At 68.8% G+C, this 17180-nt stretch carries 19 protein-coding genes; 12 read left to right on the forward strand and 7 right to left on the reverse strand.

Annotation, left to right across the window (positions count from 1 at the left end; translation table 11 throughout):
* From fabI to K2X73_RS04390, 4 genes are read left to right on the forward strand one after another with little or no spacing between them, the layout of a single operon-like run.
* Complete coding sequence (fabI, locus tag K2X73_RS04375; RefSeq protein ID WP_294108888.1) at positions 1 to 828, forward strand: enoyl-ACP reductase FabI; 828 nt, start codon at positions 1 to 3, stop codon at positions 826 to 828.
* Between the two features lie 60 nt (positions 829 to 888).
* Complete coding sequence (locus K2X73_RS04380; RefSeq protein WP_294108889.1) at positions 889 to 1338, forward strand: DUF559 domain-containing protein; 450 nt, start codon at positions 889 to 891, stop codon at positions 1336 to 1338.
* Between the two features lie 25 nt (positions 1339 to 1363).
* Positions 1364 to 2431 (forward strand): chorismate synthase, encoded by a 1068-nt coding sequence (aroC, locus tag K2X73_RS04385; protein ID WP_294108890.1) that lies wholly within the window; start codon positions 1364 to 1366, stop codon positions 2429 to 2431.
* Between the two features lie 59 nt (positions 2432 to 2490).
* On the forward strand, positions 2491 to 2868 hold the full coding sequence (locus K2X73_RS04390) for a hypothetical protein (RefSeq protein WP_294108891.1): 378 nt from the start codon (positions 2491 to 2493) through the stop codon (positions 2866 to 2868).
* Positions 2869 to 3012: 144 nt separating this feature from the next.
* Here K2X73_RS04390 and K2X73_RS04395 read toward each other — a convergent pair whose 3' ends face one another.
* Positions 3013 to 4302, reverse strand: a complete 1290-nt coding sequence (locus K2X73_RS04395; RefSeq protein WP_294108892.1) for an adenylosuccinate synthase — start codon at positions 4300 to 4302, stop codon at positions 3013 to 3015.
* Between the two features lie 142 nt (positions 4303 to 4444).
* Between K2X73_RS04395 and K2X73_RS04400 the strand changes: the two genes are divergently transcribed.
* Genes K2X73_RS04400 through K2X73_RS04410 form a run of 3 tightly spaced genes read left to right on the forward strand, consistent with a single transcriptional unit; the run spans position 4445 to position 7496 of the window.
* Positions 4445 to 5917 (forward strand): DUF1800 domain-containing protein, encoded by a 1473-nt coding sequence (locus K2X73_RS04400; RefSeq protein ID WP_294108893.1) that lies wholly within the window; start codon positions 4445 to 4447, stop codon positions 5915 to 5917.
* A 2-nt stretch (positions 5918 to 5919) separates the two neighbouring features.
* A complete protein-coding gene (locus tag K2X73_RS04405; protein WP_294108997.1) occupies positions 5920 to 7068 on the forward strand; it encodes a DUF1501 domain-containing protein in 1149 nt (382 codons plus the stop codon).
* 26 nt (positions 7069 to 7094) lie between these two features.
* Positions 7095 to 7496 (forward strand): GFA family protein, encoded by a 402-nt coding sequence (locus K2X73_RS04410; protein WP_294108894.1) that lies wholly within the window; start codon positions 7095 to 7097, stop codon positions 7494 to 7496.
* A gap of 18 nt (positions 7497 to 7514) precedes the next feature.
* Here the strand turns inward: K2X73_RS04410 and K2X73_RS04415 are convergent, their stop codons facing one another.
* Positions 7515 to 8753 carry a glutamate carboxypeptidase gene (locus K2X73_RS04415; RefSeq protein WP_294108895.1) on the reverse strand — a complete coding sequence of 413 codons (1239 nt, stop codon included), beginning with the start codon at positions 8751 to 8753 and terminating at the stop codon, positions 7515 to 7517.
* 102 nt (positions 8754 to 8855) lie between these two features.
* Between K2X73_RS04415 and rarD the strand changes: the two genes are divergently transcribed.
* The 4 genes from rarD (at position 8856) to nagZ (ending at position 13446) form a co-directional block, all read left to right on the forward strand.
* Positions 8856 to 9743: an EamA family transporter RarD gene (gene rarD, locus K2X73_RS04420; protein WP_294108896.1), complete on the forward strand. Its 888-nt coding sequence runs from the start codon at positions 8856 to 8858 to the stop codon at positions 9741 to 9743.
* A 160-nt stretch (positions 9744 to 9903) separates the two neighbouring features.
* Positions 9904 to 11628: an arginine--tRNA ligase gene (gene argS / locus K2X73_RS04425; protein ID WP_294108897.1), complete on the forward strand. Its 1725-nt coding sequence runs from the start codon at positions 9904 to 9906 to the stop codon at positions 11626 to 11628.
* Positions 11628 to 12254: an SPOR domain-containing protein gene (locus K2X73_RS04430; RefSeq protein WP_294108898.1), complete on the forward strand. Its 627-nt coding sequence runs from the start codon at positions 11628 to 11630 to the stop codon at positions 12252 to 12254. Before argS ends, K2X73_RS04430 begins: the two co-directional genes overlap by 1 nt.
* 190 nt (positions 12255 to 12444) lie before the next feature.
* Positions 12445 to 13446: a beta-N-acetylhexosaminidase gene (gene nagZ / locus K2X73_RS04435; protein ID WP_294108899.1), complete on the forward strand. Its 1002-nt coding sequence runs from the start codon at positions 12445 to 12447 to the stop codon at positions 13444 to 13446.
* Between the two features lie 14 nt (positions 13447 to 13460).
* Here nagZ and K2X73_RS04440 read toward each other — a convergent pair whose 3' ends face one another.
* Positions 13461 to 14195: a hypothetical protein gene (locus K2X73_RS04440; protein ID WP_294108900.1), complete on the reverse strand. Its 735-nt coding sequence runs from the start codon at positions 14193 to 14195 to the stop codon at positions 13461 to 13463.
* A gap of 121 nt (positions 14196 to 14316) precedes the next feature.
* On the opposite strand from K2X73_RS04440, the gene K2X73_RS04445 reads away from it, so the two are divergent.
* Positions 14317 to 14517, forward strand: a complete 201-nt coding sequence (locus tag K2X73_RS04445) for a hypothetical protein (protein WP_294108901.1) — start codon at positions 14317 to 14319, stop codon at positions 14515 to 14517.
* A 45-nt stretch (positions 14518 to 14562) separates the two neighbouring features.
* On the opposite strand, the gene K2X73_RS04450 is transcribed toward K2X73_RS04445, so the two are convergent.
* The 4 genes from K2X73_RS04450 to K2X73_RS04465 form a co-directional block, all read right to left on the reverse strand.
* A complete protein-coding gene (locus tag K2X73_RS04450; protein ID WP_294108902.1) occupies positions 14563 to 15093 on the reverse strand; it encodes a glycine zipper 2TM domain-containing protein in 531 nt (176 codons plus the stop codon).
* Positions 15094 to 15195: 102 nt separating this feature from the next.
* A complete protein-coding gene (locus tag K2X73_RS04455) occupies positions 15196 to 15507 on the reverse strand; it encodes a hypothetical protein (RefSeq protein WP_294108903.1) in 312 nt (103 codons plus the stop codon).
* 81 nt (positions 15508 to 15588) lie between these two features.
* Entirely contained in the window at positions 15589 to 16248 is a 660-nt protein-coding gene (locus tag K2X73_RS04460; RefSeq protein ID WP_294108904.1) for a COQ9 family protein, read from the reverse strand.
* A gap of 24 nt (positions 16249 to 16272) precedes the next feature.
* The gene (locus tag K2X73_RS04465; RefSeq protein ID WP_294108905.1) at positions 16273 to 17157 is read right to left on the reverse strand and encodes a DMT family transporter; all 885 of its coding nucleotides are present in this window, start codon (positions 17155 to 17157) and stop codon (positions 16273 to 16275) included.
* Positions 17158 to 17180: the final 23 nt, after the last annotated feature.

The following is a 17180-nucleotide window of genomic DNA, read 5'->3' on the forward strand; positions in this document are numbered from 1 at the left end:
TTGACTGAATTGATGCGCGGCAAGCGCGGCCTGATCATGGGGCTCGCGAACGACAAGTCGCTTGCCTGGGGGATCGCCAAGGCACTGCACGAGGCGGGTGCCGAACTCGCCTTCAGCTATCAGGGCGAGGTGATGGAAAAGCGCGTGCGCCCGCTCGCGCAATCCTTGCTCGGCGAGGGCGGGGGCGGCGCCAACGGTCCATTCCTGATCGATTGCGACGTGAGCGACATGGCCGCGCTCGACCGCTGCTTCGCCGAGCTGGCGGCGCGCTGGCCAACCATCGATTTCGTCGTCCACGCGATCGGCTTTTCGGACAAGAACGAACTGCGCGGTCGCTATTGCGACACCAGCCTCGACAATTTCCTGATGACGATGAACGTCAGTGTCTATTCGTTCACCGCCATCGCCCAGCGTGCGGCGGCGATGATGCCGAACGGCGGCGCGCTGCTGACGCTCAGCTATTATGGCGCCGAGAAAGTGGTGCCGCATTACAATGTGATGGGGGTGGCGAAGTCGGCGCTCGAGACGAGCGTCAAATATCTCGCCGCCGATTTGGGCCGCGACCGCATCCGGGTGAACGCGATTTCGGCGGGGCCGATCAAGACCTTGGCGGCGTCTGGCATCGGCGATTTCCGCCTGATCTTGAAGTGGAACGAATATAATTCGCCGCTCAAGCGTAACGTGACGATCGAGGATGTCGGCGGCTCCGCGCTCTATCTGCTGAGCGACCTGTCGGCCGGGGTGACGGGCGAGACGCACCATGTCGACGCGGGCTATCACGTGATCGGGATGAAGGCGGAGGACGCGCCGGATATCGCGCTGGGGTAACCCCCTCTCCCCAAGGGGGGAGAGGGAGGGGCCCAAGCGCAGCTTGGGAGGGTGAGGGGGATGCGCCGGCCGCCAGGAAGCACGCCACTCGCGCGGGCACGGTCGCTCCGCCATAACCAGACGACGCCTGAAGCGCTGCTTTGGGCACGTCTACGCAACCGCCAACTTCACGGACACAAGTTCCGCCGCCAGGTCTGGCTCGGCCGCCATATCGTCGATTTCTTCAGCGCCGAGGCAAGACTGGTGGTCGAGCTGGACGGCGAAACCCATAGTGGCGCCGCAGCCGAAGCGGCGGATGCCGCGCGGGATGCCTTTCTCGTCGGCCAAGGCTATCGCGTGCTGCGCTTCTGGAACCATGAGGTGACGAGCAATATCGACGGTGTGCTACAGGCTATCATGGCCGCGCTCCCCTCACCCTCCCGTCGCGAGGCGACGGGCCCCTCCCTCTCCCCCCGAGGGGAGAGGGGAATAGACCGAGGCAAACGGTTGTGCGAGACGCCGGAACGATGATGCCAGCAACCGTCGGGATGCCCCTTTGAGCCACAACAGCTTCGGTCATCTCCTCCGCCTCACCACCTGGGGCGAGTCTCACGGTCCGGCAATCGGGGCGGTGGTCGATGGCTGCCCGCCGGGGATCGTGCTCTGCGAAGCCGATATCCAGCCGTTCCTCGATCAGCGCCGCCCCGGCCAGTCGCGCTTCACCACCCAGCGCCGGGAGCCCGACCGGGTCCGCATCCTCTCCGGCGTGTTCGAGGGGCGGACCACCGGCACCCCGATCGCGCTTCACATCGACAATGTCGATCAGCGTTCCAAGGATTACAGCGAGGTCGCGCAAGCCTATCGCCCGGGCCATGCCGATTATGCCTATGACGCCAAATATGGCTTTCGCGATTATCGCGGCGGTGGGCGCTCCTCGGCGCGGGAGACGGCGATGCGCGTCGCCGCCGGCGCTATCGCGCGCAAGATCATCGCCGGGGTAACGATCACCGCCTGGGTCGAGGCGATCGGCGGCGACGTGATCGACCCCGCGCGCTTCGATCCCGCCGAGATCGGCCGCAACCCCTTCTTCTGCCCCGATGCGCAGGCTGCGGCGCGCTGGGAAGGGCTGGTCGACGCCGCGCGCAAGGCGGGATCGTCGCTCGGCGCGGTGATCGGTTGCGCGGCGGAGGGTGTGCCGGCGGGGTGGGGGGCGCCGCTTTATGCCAAGCTCGATGCCGAGCTTGCCCATGCCTGCATGGGGATCAACGCGGTGAAGGGCGTGGAAATCGGCGATGGCTTCGCCGCGGCGGCGGCGCGTGGCGAGGACAATGCCGATGCTATGCGCCCGGGCAATGATGGGCCGCTGTTCCTCGCCAACCATGCCGGCGGCATCGCGGGCGGCATCTCCACAGGCCAACCGATCACCTTGCGCGTCGCGTTCAAGCCGACCAGCTCGATCCTGACGCTGGTGGAGACGATCACTCGCGACGGCGCGGCCACCGACATCGCCACCAAAGGCCGGCACGATCCGTGCGTCGGGATTCGGGGCGCGCCGGTGGTCGCGGCGATGGTCGCGCTGGTGCTCGCCGACCATAAGCTACGCCATCGCGGCCAGTGCGGGTGATCGCGGCGCAACCTTGATCCTGCTCGCCCGTTGGCCGGGAGGGGGTCAGGAGGCGGCTTATGAAATTCTCGACACCCATGTCGATCGTCGTGCTCGGCATCGCCGGCGCGGCGGTTGCGCAGGCGGTCAATTCGCAGGCGCCGTGGAGCAATAATCAGGCGCAGGCGCCCGCCAAAGCGGTGCGCCCTTCGGACCCGCTCAATAATGCGAACGCAGTGCCGACCGAGGACCGACTCGACAATCGCAGCGACAATGGCGTGATGCGCAATGAGGCTGATCCCCCACTCGACGCGCGCTCGCCGCAGGCCGAGCGGCTGAGCCGTGGCGGCACGCGGGACAGCAAGGCGACCGGGCGCACCGGCGACTGGAGCGGCGCCGGCGCCGCGTCGAGCGCGTCGGGCTCGGGCAGCGCGAGCGGCACGAGCAGCCCGCGCTGAACGCCGCCCGCCCGACCTTGTCCCGTCACCCAGGCCTTGTGCCGGGGGCCACCGCGCTACCTGGCGCGCCAGCGGTGGGAGCAAGCCGCGCGGTGGATGCCGGAACAAGTCCGGCATGACGACAAGACCCGGCCTTGCGAGCGCTCAATCCGCGAACGGATCGCGGACCAGGATCGTGTCCTCGCGTTCGGGGCTGGTGGAGACGAGCGCCACCGGGCAGCGGATCAGCTCTTCCACGCGCTTGATATATTTGATCGCCGCCGCCGGGAGTTGCGCCCAGCTGCGCGCCCCGGCGGTGGATTCGGCCCAGCCTGGGAGCGTTTCGTAGATCGGTTCGACCGCCGCCTGGTCACGCGCGTGCGCCGGGAAGTGATCGAGCATGGCGTCGCCCAGCCGATAGCCGGTGCAGATGCGCACCTCCTCGAACCCGTCGAGCACGTCCAATTTAGTGAGCGCGATGCCGGTGATGCCGGAGACCGCCGCCGATTGCCGCACCAGCACGGCGTCGAACCAGCCGCAGCGGCGTTTGCGCCCGGTCACGGTACCGAATTCATGCCCACGCACCCCCAATTGCTCGCCGGTTTCGTCGGTAAGTTCGGTCGGGAAAGGGCCGGAGCCGACGCGGGTCGTATAGGCCTTGGCGATACCGAGCACGAAGCCGACCGCGCCCGGCCCCAGCCCCGATCCGCCCGAAGCGGTGCCGGCGATGGTGTTCGAGGAGGTGACGAACGGATAAGTGCCGTGGTCGATATCGAGCAGCACCCCTTGCGCGCCCTCGAACAGGATGCGACGGCCGCGCGCGCGCGCCTCGCCCAGGTCGCGCCACACCGGGCGGACGAAGGGCAGCACGAAGCCCGCGATCTCCGCGAGTTCGGCGATCAGCTGGGCGCGGTCGATCGGCGGCTGGCCAAAGCCCGCGCGCAGCGCGTCGTGATGCGCGGTCAGCCGGTCGAGCTGCGGCCCTAGAGCGTCGAGATGCGCGAGGTCGCACACCCGGATCGCACGACGGCCCACCTTGTCTTCATAGGCCGGGCCGATCCCGCGCCGGGTCGTGCCGATCTTGCCCGCGCCACTCGCATCCTCGCGCAGGCCGTCGAGATCGCGGTGGAAGGGGAGGATCAGTGGGCAGGTGTCGGCGATCATCAGCGTGTCGGGGCTGATCTCCACCCCCTGGCCGCGCAGCTTCTCCACTTCCGCCTTCAGCGCCCAGGGGTCGAGCACCACGCCATTGCCGATCACCGAGGGCGTGCCGCGCACGATGCCGGAGGGCAGCAGCGAGAGCTTGTACGTATTGTTGCCAACGACGAGCGTGTGCCCGGCATTGTGCCCACCCTGGAAACGCACGACGATGTCGGCGCGTTCGGCGAGCCAATCGACGATCTTGCCCTTGCCCTCATCGCCCCATTGGGCGCCGATCACCGCGACATTGGCCAAGCTAAACTCCTCGAAGCAAACCGCGCCGCTGTAAACAGCAGGCGGCGCGGCGTCCAATGCTTTGCCCGCTGCGACACTTGGGCCTGTGGCCCGACACAGTTTTGCGACAGCTGGGTCCTAGTAAAGCCCTGAAAGGACGAGGATGACCGCCCAAAGCATCGCGCTCAACCGCTTCGGCATCGGCGCGCGGCCCGATCAGGCGCCGCCCGCTGACCCCAAGGCCTGGCTGCTCGACCAGTTCGGCCGTTTCAACCCGCGTCCGCCGGCGATCGCCGCGGTGCCGGGCCGTTCCCAGGTCGCGGCGGAGCTCGCCGAATATCTTCAGGAAATCCGCCCGGCGCTGCTGGCGCAACGCGCGCGGGGGCCAGCCGCGCAGGCGATGACGGCGACACCCGCCATGACGCCGCCCGCGAATGCGGCGCTCGCCGATCCGGTAAAGAGCGCGCGCCAGATCGTGCGCGGCCAGGGGCGCGACCATTATCTGGTCCAGGTCGGCGCGCGGGCGCAGGCGGCACTCGTCAGCGATGCCCCGTTCCTGGAGCGGATGGCGTGGTTCTGGGCGAACCATTTCGCGGTCTCCGCCGATAAGCTGACCGTGGTGGGGCTGGCCGGCCTGCTCGAATTCGAGGCGATCCGCCCCAACCTGCTCGGCCGCTTTGGCGACATGCTGAACGCGGTCGAGCGCCATCCGGCGATGTTGCTCTATCTCGATCAGGCGGGATCGATCGGCCCGAACAGCTTCGTCGCCGAACGCGCGCGCCGCTTCGCGCCCAACCGCCAGCTGGGGCTGAACGAAAATCTCGCGCGTGAGATCATGGAGTTGCACACGCTCGGCGTGCGGACTGGTTATTCGCAAGCGGACGTCACCGAATTCGCTCGCGCGATGACCGGGTGGACCGTCGCCGGATTGAGTCGCGGCCCGCTCGCGCGGATCGTCGGCAATGTCGGGACGCCGGGCGATTTCGTTTTCGCCGCCGCTGTCCACGAACCAGGCGCGCGCACGATCATGGGCAAGCGCTATGGCCAGGAGGGAGTCGCGCAGGCCCAGGCGGTGCTCAACGACCTCGCGACGCACCCCGCCACCGCGCGCCATATCGCGACCAAGCTTGCACGCCATTTCGCTGGAGACACCCCGCCGCCAACGCTGGTCGGCCGGCTGGAGGCCGATTTCCGGAGGACGGGCGGCGACCTGCCGAGCCTGTATCGCACCCTGATCGAAGCGCGCGAGGCGTGGGTGGAAGCGCCGGCGAAGTTCAAGACACCGTGGGAATGGACCGTCTCCGCGACCCGCGCGGTCGGCGCGCGAGATCTGCCGCCCCAGGCGGTGTTTGGCCTGCTGCAACAGCTCGGTCAGCCGGTATGGCGGCCCGGCTCCCCCGCCGGTTATGACGATATCGCCGCCAGTTGGGCCGGACCAGACGCGGTGCTGCGCCGGGTCGAGGCCGCGGAGCGGCTCGCCACCCGCGCCGGCGGCGCGATCGACGCCCGCGCGCTGGCGCCAAAGCTCTTCCCCGGCACGCTCTCGCCCGAGACGAGCCGCGTGCTGGCGAGCGCCGATAGCCCCGGCCAGGCGCTCGCGCTGCTGCTGGTGTCGCCTGAGATGATGCGGAGATGACCATGCTCGATCGCCGTTCCTTCCTTGCCTCGGGCGCCACGCTCGGTCTGGCGCTAGGCCTCGCGCCGCGCATGGCCTTCGCCAAGGCGGCAACCGACAAGCGCTTCGTCTTCATCATCCAGCGCGGCGCCGCCGATGGCCTGGCGACGCTCGCGCCGGTCGGCGACCCCGGCTTCACCCCGGCGCGCGGCGCGCTGGCCGAGGATTATACGGGCGCGACCAAGCTCGACGGCATGTTCGCGCTCCACCCGGCGCTGAAGACGGTCGCGGGACTGTACGGCCAGCGCCAGGCGCTGTTCGCCCATGCGATCGCCTCGCCCTATCGAGATCGCAGCCATTTTGACGGGCAGAATGTGCTCGAGACCGGCTCGGCCGGCGCCTATCAGGTGAAGGACGGCTGGCTCAATCGGCTGCTCGGCCAGCTGCCGCAGGCGCAGGCGCGCGCGATCGCGGTCGCGGTGACGGTACCGCTCGCGCTGCGCGGACCTCATGAGGTGGCAAGCTATGCCCCGTCGGCGCTGCCCGAGGCGAGCGAGGATCTGCTGGCGCGCGTGGCGATGCTCTATCAGGGCGACGCGCAGCTCCACGGCCTGTGGAGCGAGGCGATGGCGACGCGCAAGCTCACCGCCGACATGGGCGGTGCGGCGGGACGCAACGCGGCGGCGACCGGAGCGCTCGCCGCGAAATTGCTCAGCCCGGCGGATGGCGCCCGGATCGCGATGATCGAAACCGGCGGCTGGGACACTCACGCCCAGCAACGCGGCCGGCTGGCGGCGCAGCTGACCGGGCTCGACGCGATGGTCGGCGCGCTCCAGGCGGAGCTGGGGCCGCTGTGGAGCGATACCTTGGTGCTGGTCGCGACCGAATTCGGGCGGACGGTCGCGGTGAACGGCACCGGCGGCACCGATCACGGCACCGCGTCCGCCGCGATGCTGCTCGGCGGCGCGGTGAAGGGTGGGCGCGTGCTCGCCGATTGGCCGGGCCTGCGCGGCGGCGACTTGTATGAGGGGCGTGACCTGAAGCCGACGCTGCAGCTTGACGCGTTCATCGCTGGCGCGCTGAGCGGCCATTTCGGCATCGAGCCCGCCCGCCTGCTCCCCGCCCTGTTCCCGGGCGCAAGCGGCGCCAAGCCGTTGGAAGGGCTGGTCTAACGCGCCCCAAGGCCTAAGTTCGTGCGATGACGAGTCGAACGGCATCGTGCAGCTGCGGCCAGCTACGCATCACCTGTGAAGGCGCGCCGACGCGCGTTTCGATCTGCCACTGTCTGGAATGTCAGCGACGGACGGGAAGCGTCTATGCGGTCCAGGCCCGCTTCCCCCGCGACCGGGTCCGCGTCGACGGTCGCTCAAGCAACTGGAGCCGCACCGGCGAAAGCGGCGGCACGGCGCGGTTCCACTTCTGCCCCGATTGCGGCGCGACCGTTTATTGGGAGCCGGATACGATGCCCGACCTCGTACTGGTCGCCGTTGGCGCCTTCGCCGATCCCGGTTTTCCACCGCCCGGCGTGTCGGTCTATGAAGAGCGCCAGCACCCCTGGGTAAGCGCTTTGGAGCGTTTGCCGATAGAGCATTGGGCCTGAGGCCAGGCGCGCCGGTGCTTACCGCAGCCGCGCCGGCGGGTTCTTGCCGAGTTCCATCAGCAGCCGGGTGAGCAGGTACAGGCGCGGCGTGACGGTCGGCAGCTCGATATATTCGCGCTCCGAATGCGCGCCGATGTTGACCGGCCCCAGCCCGTCGATCGCCGGCACGCCCGCTTCATAGGCGAGCGCCGATTCCGAGGCGCCGCCATTGCCGCCGCGCCCCAGCTTCAGCCCCACCTCGCCGTAAATCTTCTCGGCGAGCCCAGCCAGCGCATCGGTGCCGGGGTTGGTGGGGAGTGGGGGGAAGCTGTCCTCGCGGTGGATCGATACGGCGGTATCGGGGATCACGCGGTTCGCGGCATTCTTGGTCAGCAGCGCCATCACCTCGTCCCCCTGCGCCTTGGTGCGCAGGCGGACGTTGAGGGTCGCGGTCGCGTCCTCGGGGATGATGTTGTAGCGGCTGCCCGCTTTCATCAGCGTCAGATTGCTGGTCAGCCCGTCGCCGCTTTTCGGCAAGCCATCGGCGAGCTCGATCTGGTGGATCAGCTCGGACGCGGCGTTGCGCCCTTCCTGCGGCGCGACCCCGGCATGGGCGGGGCGGCCTTTCACCGTGATCTCGAACGCGCTCGATCCCTTGCGCCAGATCGTCACCTGATCGCCCGCCTGGCCGGGCTCCAAATTCAGTTCGACATCGGCGTCCTTCACCAGCTCGGCGATCAGCTTGCGCGTGCCGGGCGAACCGCGCTCCTCGCTGGTTTCGACAAGCAAAGTGATGCTGGCGAAATCGTCGAACTTCAGCTGGCGCAGCAGCTTGATCGCCATGATGCCCGAGACGACGCCGGCCTTTTCGTCACCCACGCCCGGCCCCATCGCGCGGTCGCCCTCGATACGGAACGGTCGCTTGGCGGCGGTGCCGGGTTCGAAGACCGTGTCGCTATGGCCGATCAGCAGCAGCCGCCCCTTGCCGCGCCCTTTCAGTGTCGCGACCAGATTGTCGGGTAGCCCCGGCGCCTCGGCCGGCACCATCCGCACCTCCATCCCAAGTGCTTTCAGCTGCTCGGCGATGATCGTCTGCACCTGAGGCCCGGTTTCCATATTGCCGGTGCCCGAATCGATGTTCACCAGCCGCTCGAGCAGCGCGAGCTGTTCGGCGCGCACCCCTTCCGCCGCGCGCCACACCGGCCCCGCCTTCCCGGACTGCGCGATTGCCGGCGCGGCGGTGGCGAGAAGCGTGGCGAGTAGCAGCGCGCGGTGCATGGCATGGTCCCCTGTTGCGTTCCCGCCTTGATGCGAGGATGCGCGCGTGCTGTCCAGCCAAAGCCTTTGCTTGCCGCCGTCGGCTCGGATAGCGGCGGTGGGATGAACGAACGCACGCGCGGCCTTGCCCTGGCGCTGGGGGCCTATGGCATCTGGGGGCTGCTGCCGCTGTACTTCGTGCCGCTGCGCGCAGTGGGCGCGATCGAGGTGGTCGCGCACCGCATCTGCTGGTCGCTGCTGCTGCTCGGCGCGATCGTGCTGTTCAGCGGGCGCTGGCCGAAACTGCGCGCGGCGCTCACCAGCCCGTCCACGCTCGGCCGACTGACGGCGAGCGCGCTGCTGATCGCGGTGAACTGGCTCGTCTATATCTGGTCGGTCGAGACGCGCCACGTTGTCGAGGCGAGCCTCGGCTATTTCCTGAACCCGCTGGTCAATGTGCTGCTGGGGGTCGCGCTGCTCGGCGAGCGGCTCGGGCGGGCGCAGATGCTGGCGGTGGCGCTGGCGACGATCGGGGTCGCGGTGCTCGGCATGGCGAGCGGCGTTGGGCAGGGGCTGTGGGTGAGCCTGACGCTCGCGATCAGTTTCGGGCTCTACGGGTTGGTCCGCAAGGTCACGCCGGTCGAAGCGCTGGAGGGGTTGCTGGTGGAAACCTTGGTGCTCGCCCCGCTCGCCTCCGGGTATCTGCTGTGGCACGGCACCCCGGGGCTGGCGCTGGGCGGCACGGTGCCGGTGCTGCTCCTCGCCTCGGGCGCGGCGACGGCGGCGCCGCTGCTGATGTTCGCGGGCGCCGCGCGGCGGCTGCCGCTGTCGGTGCTGGGGCTGGTGCAATATCTGGCGCCGAGCTTGCAGTTCGTCATCGCGGTGGCCTTGCTCGGCGAGCGGCTGACGACGGCGCATGTTGCGTGTTTCGCACTCATCTGGACGGGGCTAGCGGTGGTGGCGGTCGATGGTCTGCGCGCGGCGCGGCGGCGGGCCGGCCAAGCAACTTGAACTAACAGCTTCCCCGGCGAAGGCCGGGGCCCAGCGTCCTGCGGGTAACCTACGGCGCTCTCCGCCCGCGACCGCCGCGCGACTGGGCCCCGGCTTTCGCCGGGGAAGGAAGGCCTCCTGCCTTTTGCGTCCCCCGCTGCCATGCGTTAAGCGCGCGCGCATGACGCTCTATCCTCGTTTCGCCGCGCACCTGAATGCCGCGCTCGATGCCCTGGTCGCCGCTGGTGATCTGCCCGCTGGCCTGCCGACCCAAGCCATCACCATCGAGCCGCCGCGCGACCCGTCGCATGGCGATCTCGCGACCAACGCCGCGATGGTGCTCGCAAAGCCCGCGGGCACGAACCCGCGCGCGCTGGCCGAAAAGCTCGCGGCGGCGCTGGGCGCGCTTGACGAGGTGGCGAGCGTCGCGGTCGCGGGGCCGGGCTTTCTGAACCTTACTCTCACCGACGCGACCTGGCGCGGCGAACTCGCCGCGATCCGCGCGGCGGGCGGCGCCTATGGGCGTTCGACCAGCGGGCAGGGGGTGACGGTGAACGTCGAGTACGTCTCCGCCAATCCCACCGGCCCCATGCACATGGGCCATTGTCGGGGCGCGGTGGTCGGCGACGCGCTCGCCACCCTGCTCGAATGGGCGGGGCATAAGGTGGTGCGCGAATATTATATCAACGATGCCGGCGGCCAGGTCGATGTGCTCGCCCGCTCGGTGCATCTGCGCTACCGCGAGGCGCTGGGCGAGGCGGTGACGATACCCGAAGGCCTGTATCCGGGTGATTATCTGGTGCCGATCGGGCAGGCGCTCGCCGCCGAATTTGGCGATCGCTATCAGGGCGCGCCCGAGGCCGAGTGGCTCGCGCTGTTCCGGGCACGCGCGGTGGCGGCGATGATGGACCTGATCCGCGCCGATCTCGCCCTGCTCGGCATCCACCACAATGTCTTCGCGTCGGAAGCCGCGCTGCAGGCGGCGAAAAAGCCCGAAGCCGCCGAGGCCGATCTGCGCGCGCGCGGCCTTGTCTATGACGGTATGCTGGAGGCCCCCAAGGGCGAGACGCCCGAGGATTGGGAGCCGGTGATGCTCCCGCTGTTCAAATCGACCGAGTTCGGCGACGATCAGGACCGGCCAATCAAGAAATCGACCGGGCAATGGACTTATTTCGGCGCCGATCTCGCCTATCATTACCAGAAGGCGCAGGCAGCCGATCAGCTGATCGACATTTGGGGCGCGGATCACGCCGGCACGGTCAAGCGCATCCAGGCGGCGGTCGCGGCGCTCACCGGCGGCAAGACGCGGTTTGACGTGAAGCTCGTCCAGATGGTCCGGCTGCTGCGCGACGGCGAGCCAGTGAAAATGTCGAAGCGCGCCGGCAATTTCGTGACTCTCGCCGATGTTGTGAACGAAGTCGGCAAGGATGTGGTGCGCTTCACCATGCTCACCCGCAAGGCTGACGCGCAAATGGACTTCGATTTCGCCAAGGTGGTGGAAGCATCGAAGGACAACCCCGTTTTCTACGTTCAGTACGCGCACGCGCGCATCCGCTCGCTGCACCGCAAGGCGGCCGAGCTGGGGATCGGCGCGGACGGCGCCGATCTGGCATTGCTCGACGCCGCCGAGCTCGGGCTGGTGAAGCGCGCGGCGCAATTCCCCCGGCTGGTGGAAGCCGCCGCCGCCGCGCGCGAGCCGCACCGGGTGGCCTTCTACCTCTATGACCTCGCCGCTGAATTCCACGCCGCCTGGAACGCGGGCAACGACGCGCCTGATCGGCGTTTCCTGATTTCGGACAACCCCCCGCTCACCGCCGCGCGACTTTTCCTTGCCGATGCGTTAGGGCAAGTGATCAGGAATGGCCTCACCATCATGGGTGTGGAGGCGGTCGAGGAGTTGAATTGATGCGCGAGGCGCTGCGCGACGAGGATCGGCTGCCCTGGCTCGAAACGGTCGACGAGGATTATGAGGATCGCCCTTCGACCATGCGTGTCGCGATCTTCGCGCTGCTGGGGCTGGCGGTGCTCGCGGCTCTGGTGTTCGGCGCCTATGCGTTGCGCCAGCGGGCGACGGCGCATAGCCAGGGCAATGGCGAGCTGATCGCCGCGCCGCCTGGCGATTACAAGGTAAAGCCTGAGCAGGAAGGCGGGATGAAAGTGGAGGGTGAGGGCGACCTGGCCTTCGCCGCGAGCGAGGGCAAGCGCCCCGACAAGGCGCGGATCGATCCCAAGCAGCTGCCTGAAGCGCCGGTGGTGATGCCCGGCAAGGGTGCGATGCCGCGCGACATTGGCGGCGGCGCGGTGATCCAGATCGGCTCCTTCCCCGACAAGGCCGGCGCCGATGCCGCCTGGGCGCGGCAGGCCAAGCGCTTTGCTTTCCTCGCCGGGCTTGGCCATGTGGTGGAAAAGGCCGAGGTCGGTGGGCGCGTCTTTTATCGGCTCCGGGTGAACGCTGGCAGCGCCAACGCCGCGATGGAGCTTTGCAACAAGCTGCGCGTGGCGGGCGAGCCGTGCTTCATCGTTCGCGGGTGAGCGCGGCCTTTGGCGGCTGAGGCTGGGCGCGCGCCGTCGCCACCCACCCCAACCCCTCCCTTAAAGGGAGGGGCTATTAGGTCAGCTTGAACCGCTTCTCCCCTCCCTGGAAGGGAGGGGGCGGGGGTGGGTCGAGGTCCGGGCGCAACGCCCTCTCGCGCTGGCCACGCCCGGTCGCTAAACTGCCCCGATGAAACCCGTGATCTTCGGCCTTGCCGGCCCGGCCCTTACCCCGGACGAAGCCGCCTTCTTCCGCGCCGCCGAGCCGGCCGGCTTCATCCTGTTCAAGCGTAACTGCGAAAATCGCGCGCAGCTTCGTGCGCTGACCGATGCCTTGCGCGACCTTACCGGCCGTGCCGATCTACCCATCCTTATCGACCAGGAGGGCGGGCGCGTCGCGCGGATGCAGCCGCCCGAATGGCCCGCTTTCCCCGCCGGCCCGGCGTTCGATGCGCTGTACGACAAAGCGCCCATCTCCGCGATCGAGGCGGCGCGCGCCAATGCTCACGCGATCGCGCTGACACTGGCCGAGAGCGGCATCACGGTGAATTGCATGCCGCTGCTTGACGTGAGCGGGGCGGAGACGACCGAGGCGGTCGCGTGTCGCGCGCTGGGCAGCGACCCGCGGCGCGTGGCGGCGCTGGGCCGCGCCGTGCTCGACGGGCTGGCGGCGGGCGGCGTGATCGGGGTGGTGAAGCACATGCCGGGCCATGGCCGGGCGCGGGTCGATAGCCATCATCAGCTGCCAACCGTGTCGGCGCCCGCCGAGGCGCTCGCGAGCGACCTCGCCCCGTTCCAGGCGCTGCGAGACGCTCCAATGGGGATGACCGCGCACATCGTATTCGAGGCATGGGACGCCCACCGCCCGGCGACGCTCTCGCCGACGGTGATCGAGCAAGTGATCCGCGCCGCAATCGGCTTTGACGGGCTGCTGATGACCGACGACATCGACATGAAGGCGCTCTCCGGCACCGCGGGCGAGAAAGCGGCGGGGGCGTTGGCGGCGGGGGTCGATCTGGTGCTCGATTGCTGGGCGCGAATGCCCGAGATGGAGGAAATCGCCGAACGGATCGGGGCGATCGCGCCCGCCGCCAAGGCCCGGCTCGACCGCGCGATGGCGACGCTGCGCCAGCCCGAAGGCGATCTCGCCGAGTTGATCGCCAGGCGTGATGCGCTGCTAGCGCTGAACTGAAACTGGGGGCGCCCTCAGCGGCCGTTGTTGACGACCAGATCGGCTTCGGCGCCGCCATCGTCGCGCTTGGTGACGAACAGCGCGTAAGCCGCGTCGCCGCGCGCACCAGCGAGGACATGGGCGTCGCCGTCCGCCTGATGCTCGGCCGAATAGCCGGCGGCGGTGGCCTTGGTGTAATACCAGTCGATCAGCCCTTGGACGCTTGTCGCGCTGGCGAAGCTCACCACGCGCAGCGCGCAGCCGCCTTGGGCATTGCCGGCCGCTTCGATCACCCGCGCGTCGGGGTAGAGCGGCAGGTCGGCGGGCAGCTGGGCCGCCCAACGCGCCGAATAGCTGACATTGCGCGCGCACGCGCCACCCCCGCGCCGCTCGGCGAGGCCCGACAGGGTCATCGCCTCGCGCTTAGCGGCACAAGCGGGGCAGTTTTTCCCGGGCGCCGGCGCGCTGCGGGCGAGTTCGCTCGTCGCCGCCTCGCCGCCCGCGCGGCGCACCGGCTTGTCGGCGGGGAGCGGCGCGGCATAGGGCTGACGCGCGGGGCGCACCGCGTCGCGATTGCTCTGGCCGGTCAGATTTGGGTCGACCATGATCTGGTCGCGCAGGCTGCTCATCAGCGCCGGGTCGCGGACATTGCCTTGCGCGTTGCCATCGGCGAGTTCGGCATCGAGGCTGTCGAGATTGCGCGCGGCTTCATCCTGCCCGCCACAGGCGGCGAGCAGCAACAGCAGCGACAGGGGCGTCCAAGCGCGCATCGTCAGTCTCCCACCGCACCTATCACTGGCGCGGGTTAAGATTTCCTCGACTTTGCTTGGCGACTTGTTCTTGGCCGCTCAAGAGGCCATTCTCGCTCGAGTGTTCAATCTTGCATCACTTTTGCTCGGTCTGCTCGCGCTGCTGGTCGCCATGATTGGCTTCGTGCCGCTGCTGGGCTGGCTCAACTGGCTGGCGATTCCGCTTGCTTTCGTCGGGCTGGTGATCGGATTGATGTCGCGCGGCAAGGCCGGGCGCGCGGTGTGCGCGGTGGTGCTGGCGGGCGCTTCGCTGCGGCTGTGGGTGGGCGCGGGAATTTTCTGAAGGCGCGAAAAAGGGGCGGCGAACCGTGTCACCGCCCCTAAATCGTTACCGGCAGGTCACTTGATTGCGATCGACCGAGGTGCCAATCGCGGCGCCACCCGCCGCGCCAAGGATCGTACCCAAAGTCTTCGAGCCACCCGGCGCGATCAGATTGCCGAGCACGCCGCCGCCCAGTCCGCCGACGATGAGGCCGGTCGTCCCGTCATTGCGGCGGCAATAATAGCGCCCGTCCGAACCGCGATAGACGCGGTCGTTGCGCGATAAATAACGCGGGCGATAGTTGCGGCCATCGCGATAATCGCGATCGGCATAATAGCCGCGGCGATCGTCGCGCCAATCGTCACGCGCGTCGCGGCGATAGTCGCGCCGGGATTCGCGCAGGTCGCGGCGATATTCCCGGTTCGCCCGACGGACGTCGCCTGGATCATCGGCCTGGCGTAGATCGCGGCGATAGTCGCGCTCAGCCTGGCGGACGTCGCGGTTATACTCGCGGGTGTCGCGCCGGTCCTGCGCCTGGGCGGGCAGCGCGGTAAAGCCAGTGGCGGCGGCCGCCAGAGCCAGAATGAAATGTCGCATGTTAACCTCCTTGGTCATACGCTCAACCAGCCAGCGCTGGTTGGGGTTGCATGAAGGTAAAACTACGCGCGGTTCATCTGTCCTTCAGCCGCCGGCACATGATCAGCGGCAGCGTTCGCGCGCGGTGAGCGAGCGATCGACCGCACGGCCCGCCAGCGCGCCGCCGGCCGCGCCCAGCGCGGTGCCGAGGATGCCGCCGCCATCCAGCGAGCGCCCGACGAGTGCGCCGCTCACGCCGCCGACGATCAGGCCGGTGGTGCCATCCGAATGGCGGCAATAGGTGCGGCCGTTGCGGGTATAGACATAGGCACGCTGGCGCTTCTTCTTGGCCTCGGCCTTCACCGGGTTAACGAGCAGCGCCGCTGGCGGCACGGCCAGCGAGAGCGCCGCGAGGCTGAGCATGACTGAACGCATCATGGGTCTCCTTCGGTTTGTTGCGCCACCCCCAACGTTGCGGGCTTAATCGAGGTTGCATGAACCTCCAGCAACCGCTCGTTAAGCGACTGGATAGCGCAGGCGCCCGACGAAGCGGCTGAGGCTCGGCAGGTTCTGCGTGCGCTCCAGAAACGCCGATTTTGCCTTTTCGAACCGCATGATACCGGCGATGCGGCGGGCCAGAAAGCCGCGCGTTTCGGCATAATCCTCGCTCTCGTCATCGAGGAACACGGTGATCGTCGCGGCATAGACGGTGCCTAGGATCGCGCGCTTGGTGTAGTGATTATAGTCGGTCGCGGTATCTCCCGCGCCGCGCCAGACCGCGTCGGCGCTGCGCCAGCCCATGCCGAGCCCGCGCGGGGCATTCTGGGGCAGCGCCAGGATGGCCAAAGCCCTTCTCAGAGCGTCTCGATTCGGGTGGAGCAGCGCCAGCCGCGCCTCGACCAGCGCCTGGATGCGCTCGCGCACCTTCATCGCGGCGAGCGCCTCGCGGGTGAAGCCTTCCATCATCGCGGCGTCGATGCTCGCGAACCAGGCGTCGATCATCGGCACCGCGCCGCCATCATAAGCCAGCCGGGCGATGTCGCGGTCGAGCCCGGCCTGATCGGCGGCGAAGTCGCGCGCTTCGGCGGTCCAGCCGTCGAACGCGGCGTTGGCGGCGATCAGCGGCGCGAGCGCGAGGCGGATTTCATCGAGCGTGGCGTCGGCGGCAATGGTCATGGTCGATCTCCCAATGACGGCCATTTAGGACGCGCGGCGCACCAACACCAGCGCCGCCGCGACCAGCAGCGCGCCCGCGAGATCGGGCAACGCCAGTCGCTCGCCATAGGCCAGCCAACCGATCGCCGCCGCGACCCCCGGCTGGATCAACAGCGCGATGCCGACGACGAGCGGCGACAACCGGCCGAGCGCGTAGATCATCAGCCCCTGACCGAACAACTGGCTCGCCAGCGCGAGTCCGATCAGCGCGCCCCACTGGCCCGGCACGATGCGTTCGCCGAGCAGGGTCGAAAACAGGAGCAGCGGCAAGATGCTCGCGAGCGACGACAGCGCCAGCGTGGGGAGTGGCGCCATCGCCGCCCGCGCGCGCGCCATCGCGATGAAATACGTCGCATAGAGAATGCCCGCGACCAGGCTTAGCAGGTCGCCTGCCAGGTGGCGCGGATCGGCCTGATATGAACGGCCCATCAGCAGCGCGCCGCCCGCCGCCGCCAGCACGAGCGCGACGGCCTGCGCGCGGTTTGGCAGCGCACGCGCGACGACGAAACCGTAAATCGGGAAGATCAACGTCGCCACGTTGCCGAACAAGGTCGCGTTGGCGAGGGTGGTGCGCACGATACCCAGATGCCAAGTCGCCAGATCGCCGGCGAAGGCGATGCCGGCGAGCGTGACCGTGAGCAGCACGCCGGGCGTCACCCCGCGCAGCCGGCCGCCGGTCGCCGCCGCCATCGCCACGATCAGCGGCGCGGCGAGCGTGATCCGCCAGAAGGCGGCGGCGACGGGGCCGACATCGGCCAGCCGCACGAACCACGGCCCGAAGGCGAGCGCGACATTGGCGATCACCACCGCCGCGAAGGCGCTGGCCGGGGGGCGGGTGGCGGCGGATGCGTGGGACAGGGCGACCCCCAAGTTTTTCTTTCGTAGGCGAAGCG

The organism is Sphingomonas sp. (assembly GCF_019746665.1).
In the GTDB taxonomy this organism is placed as follows: Bacteria; Pseudomonadota; Alphaproteobacteria; order Sphingomonadales; family Sphingomonadaceae; genus Sphingomonas.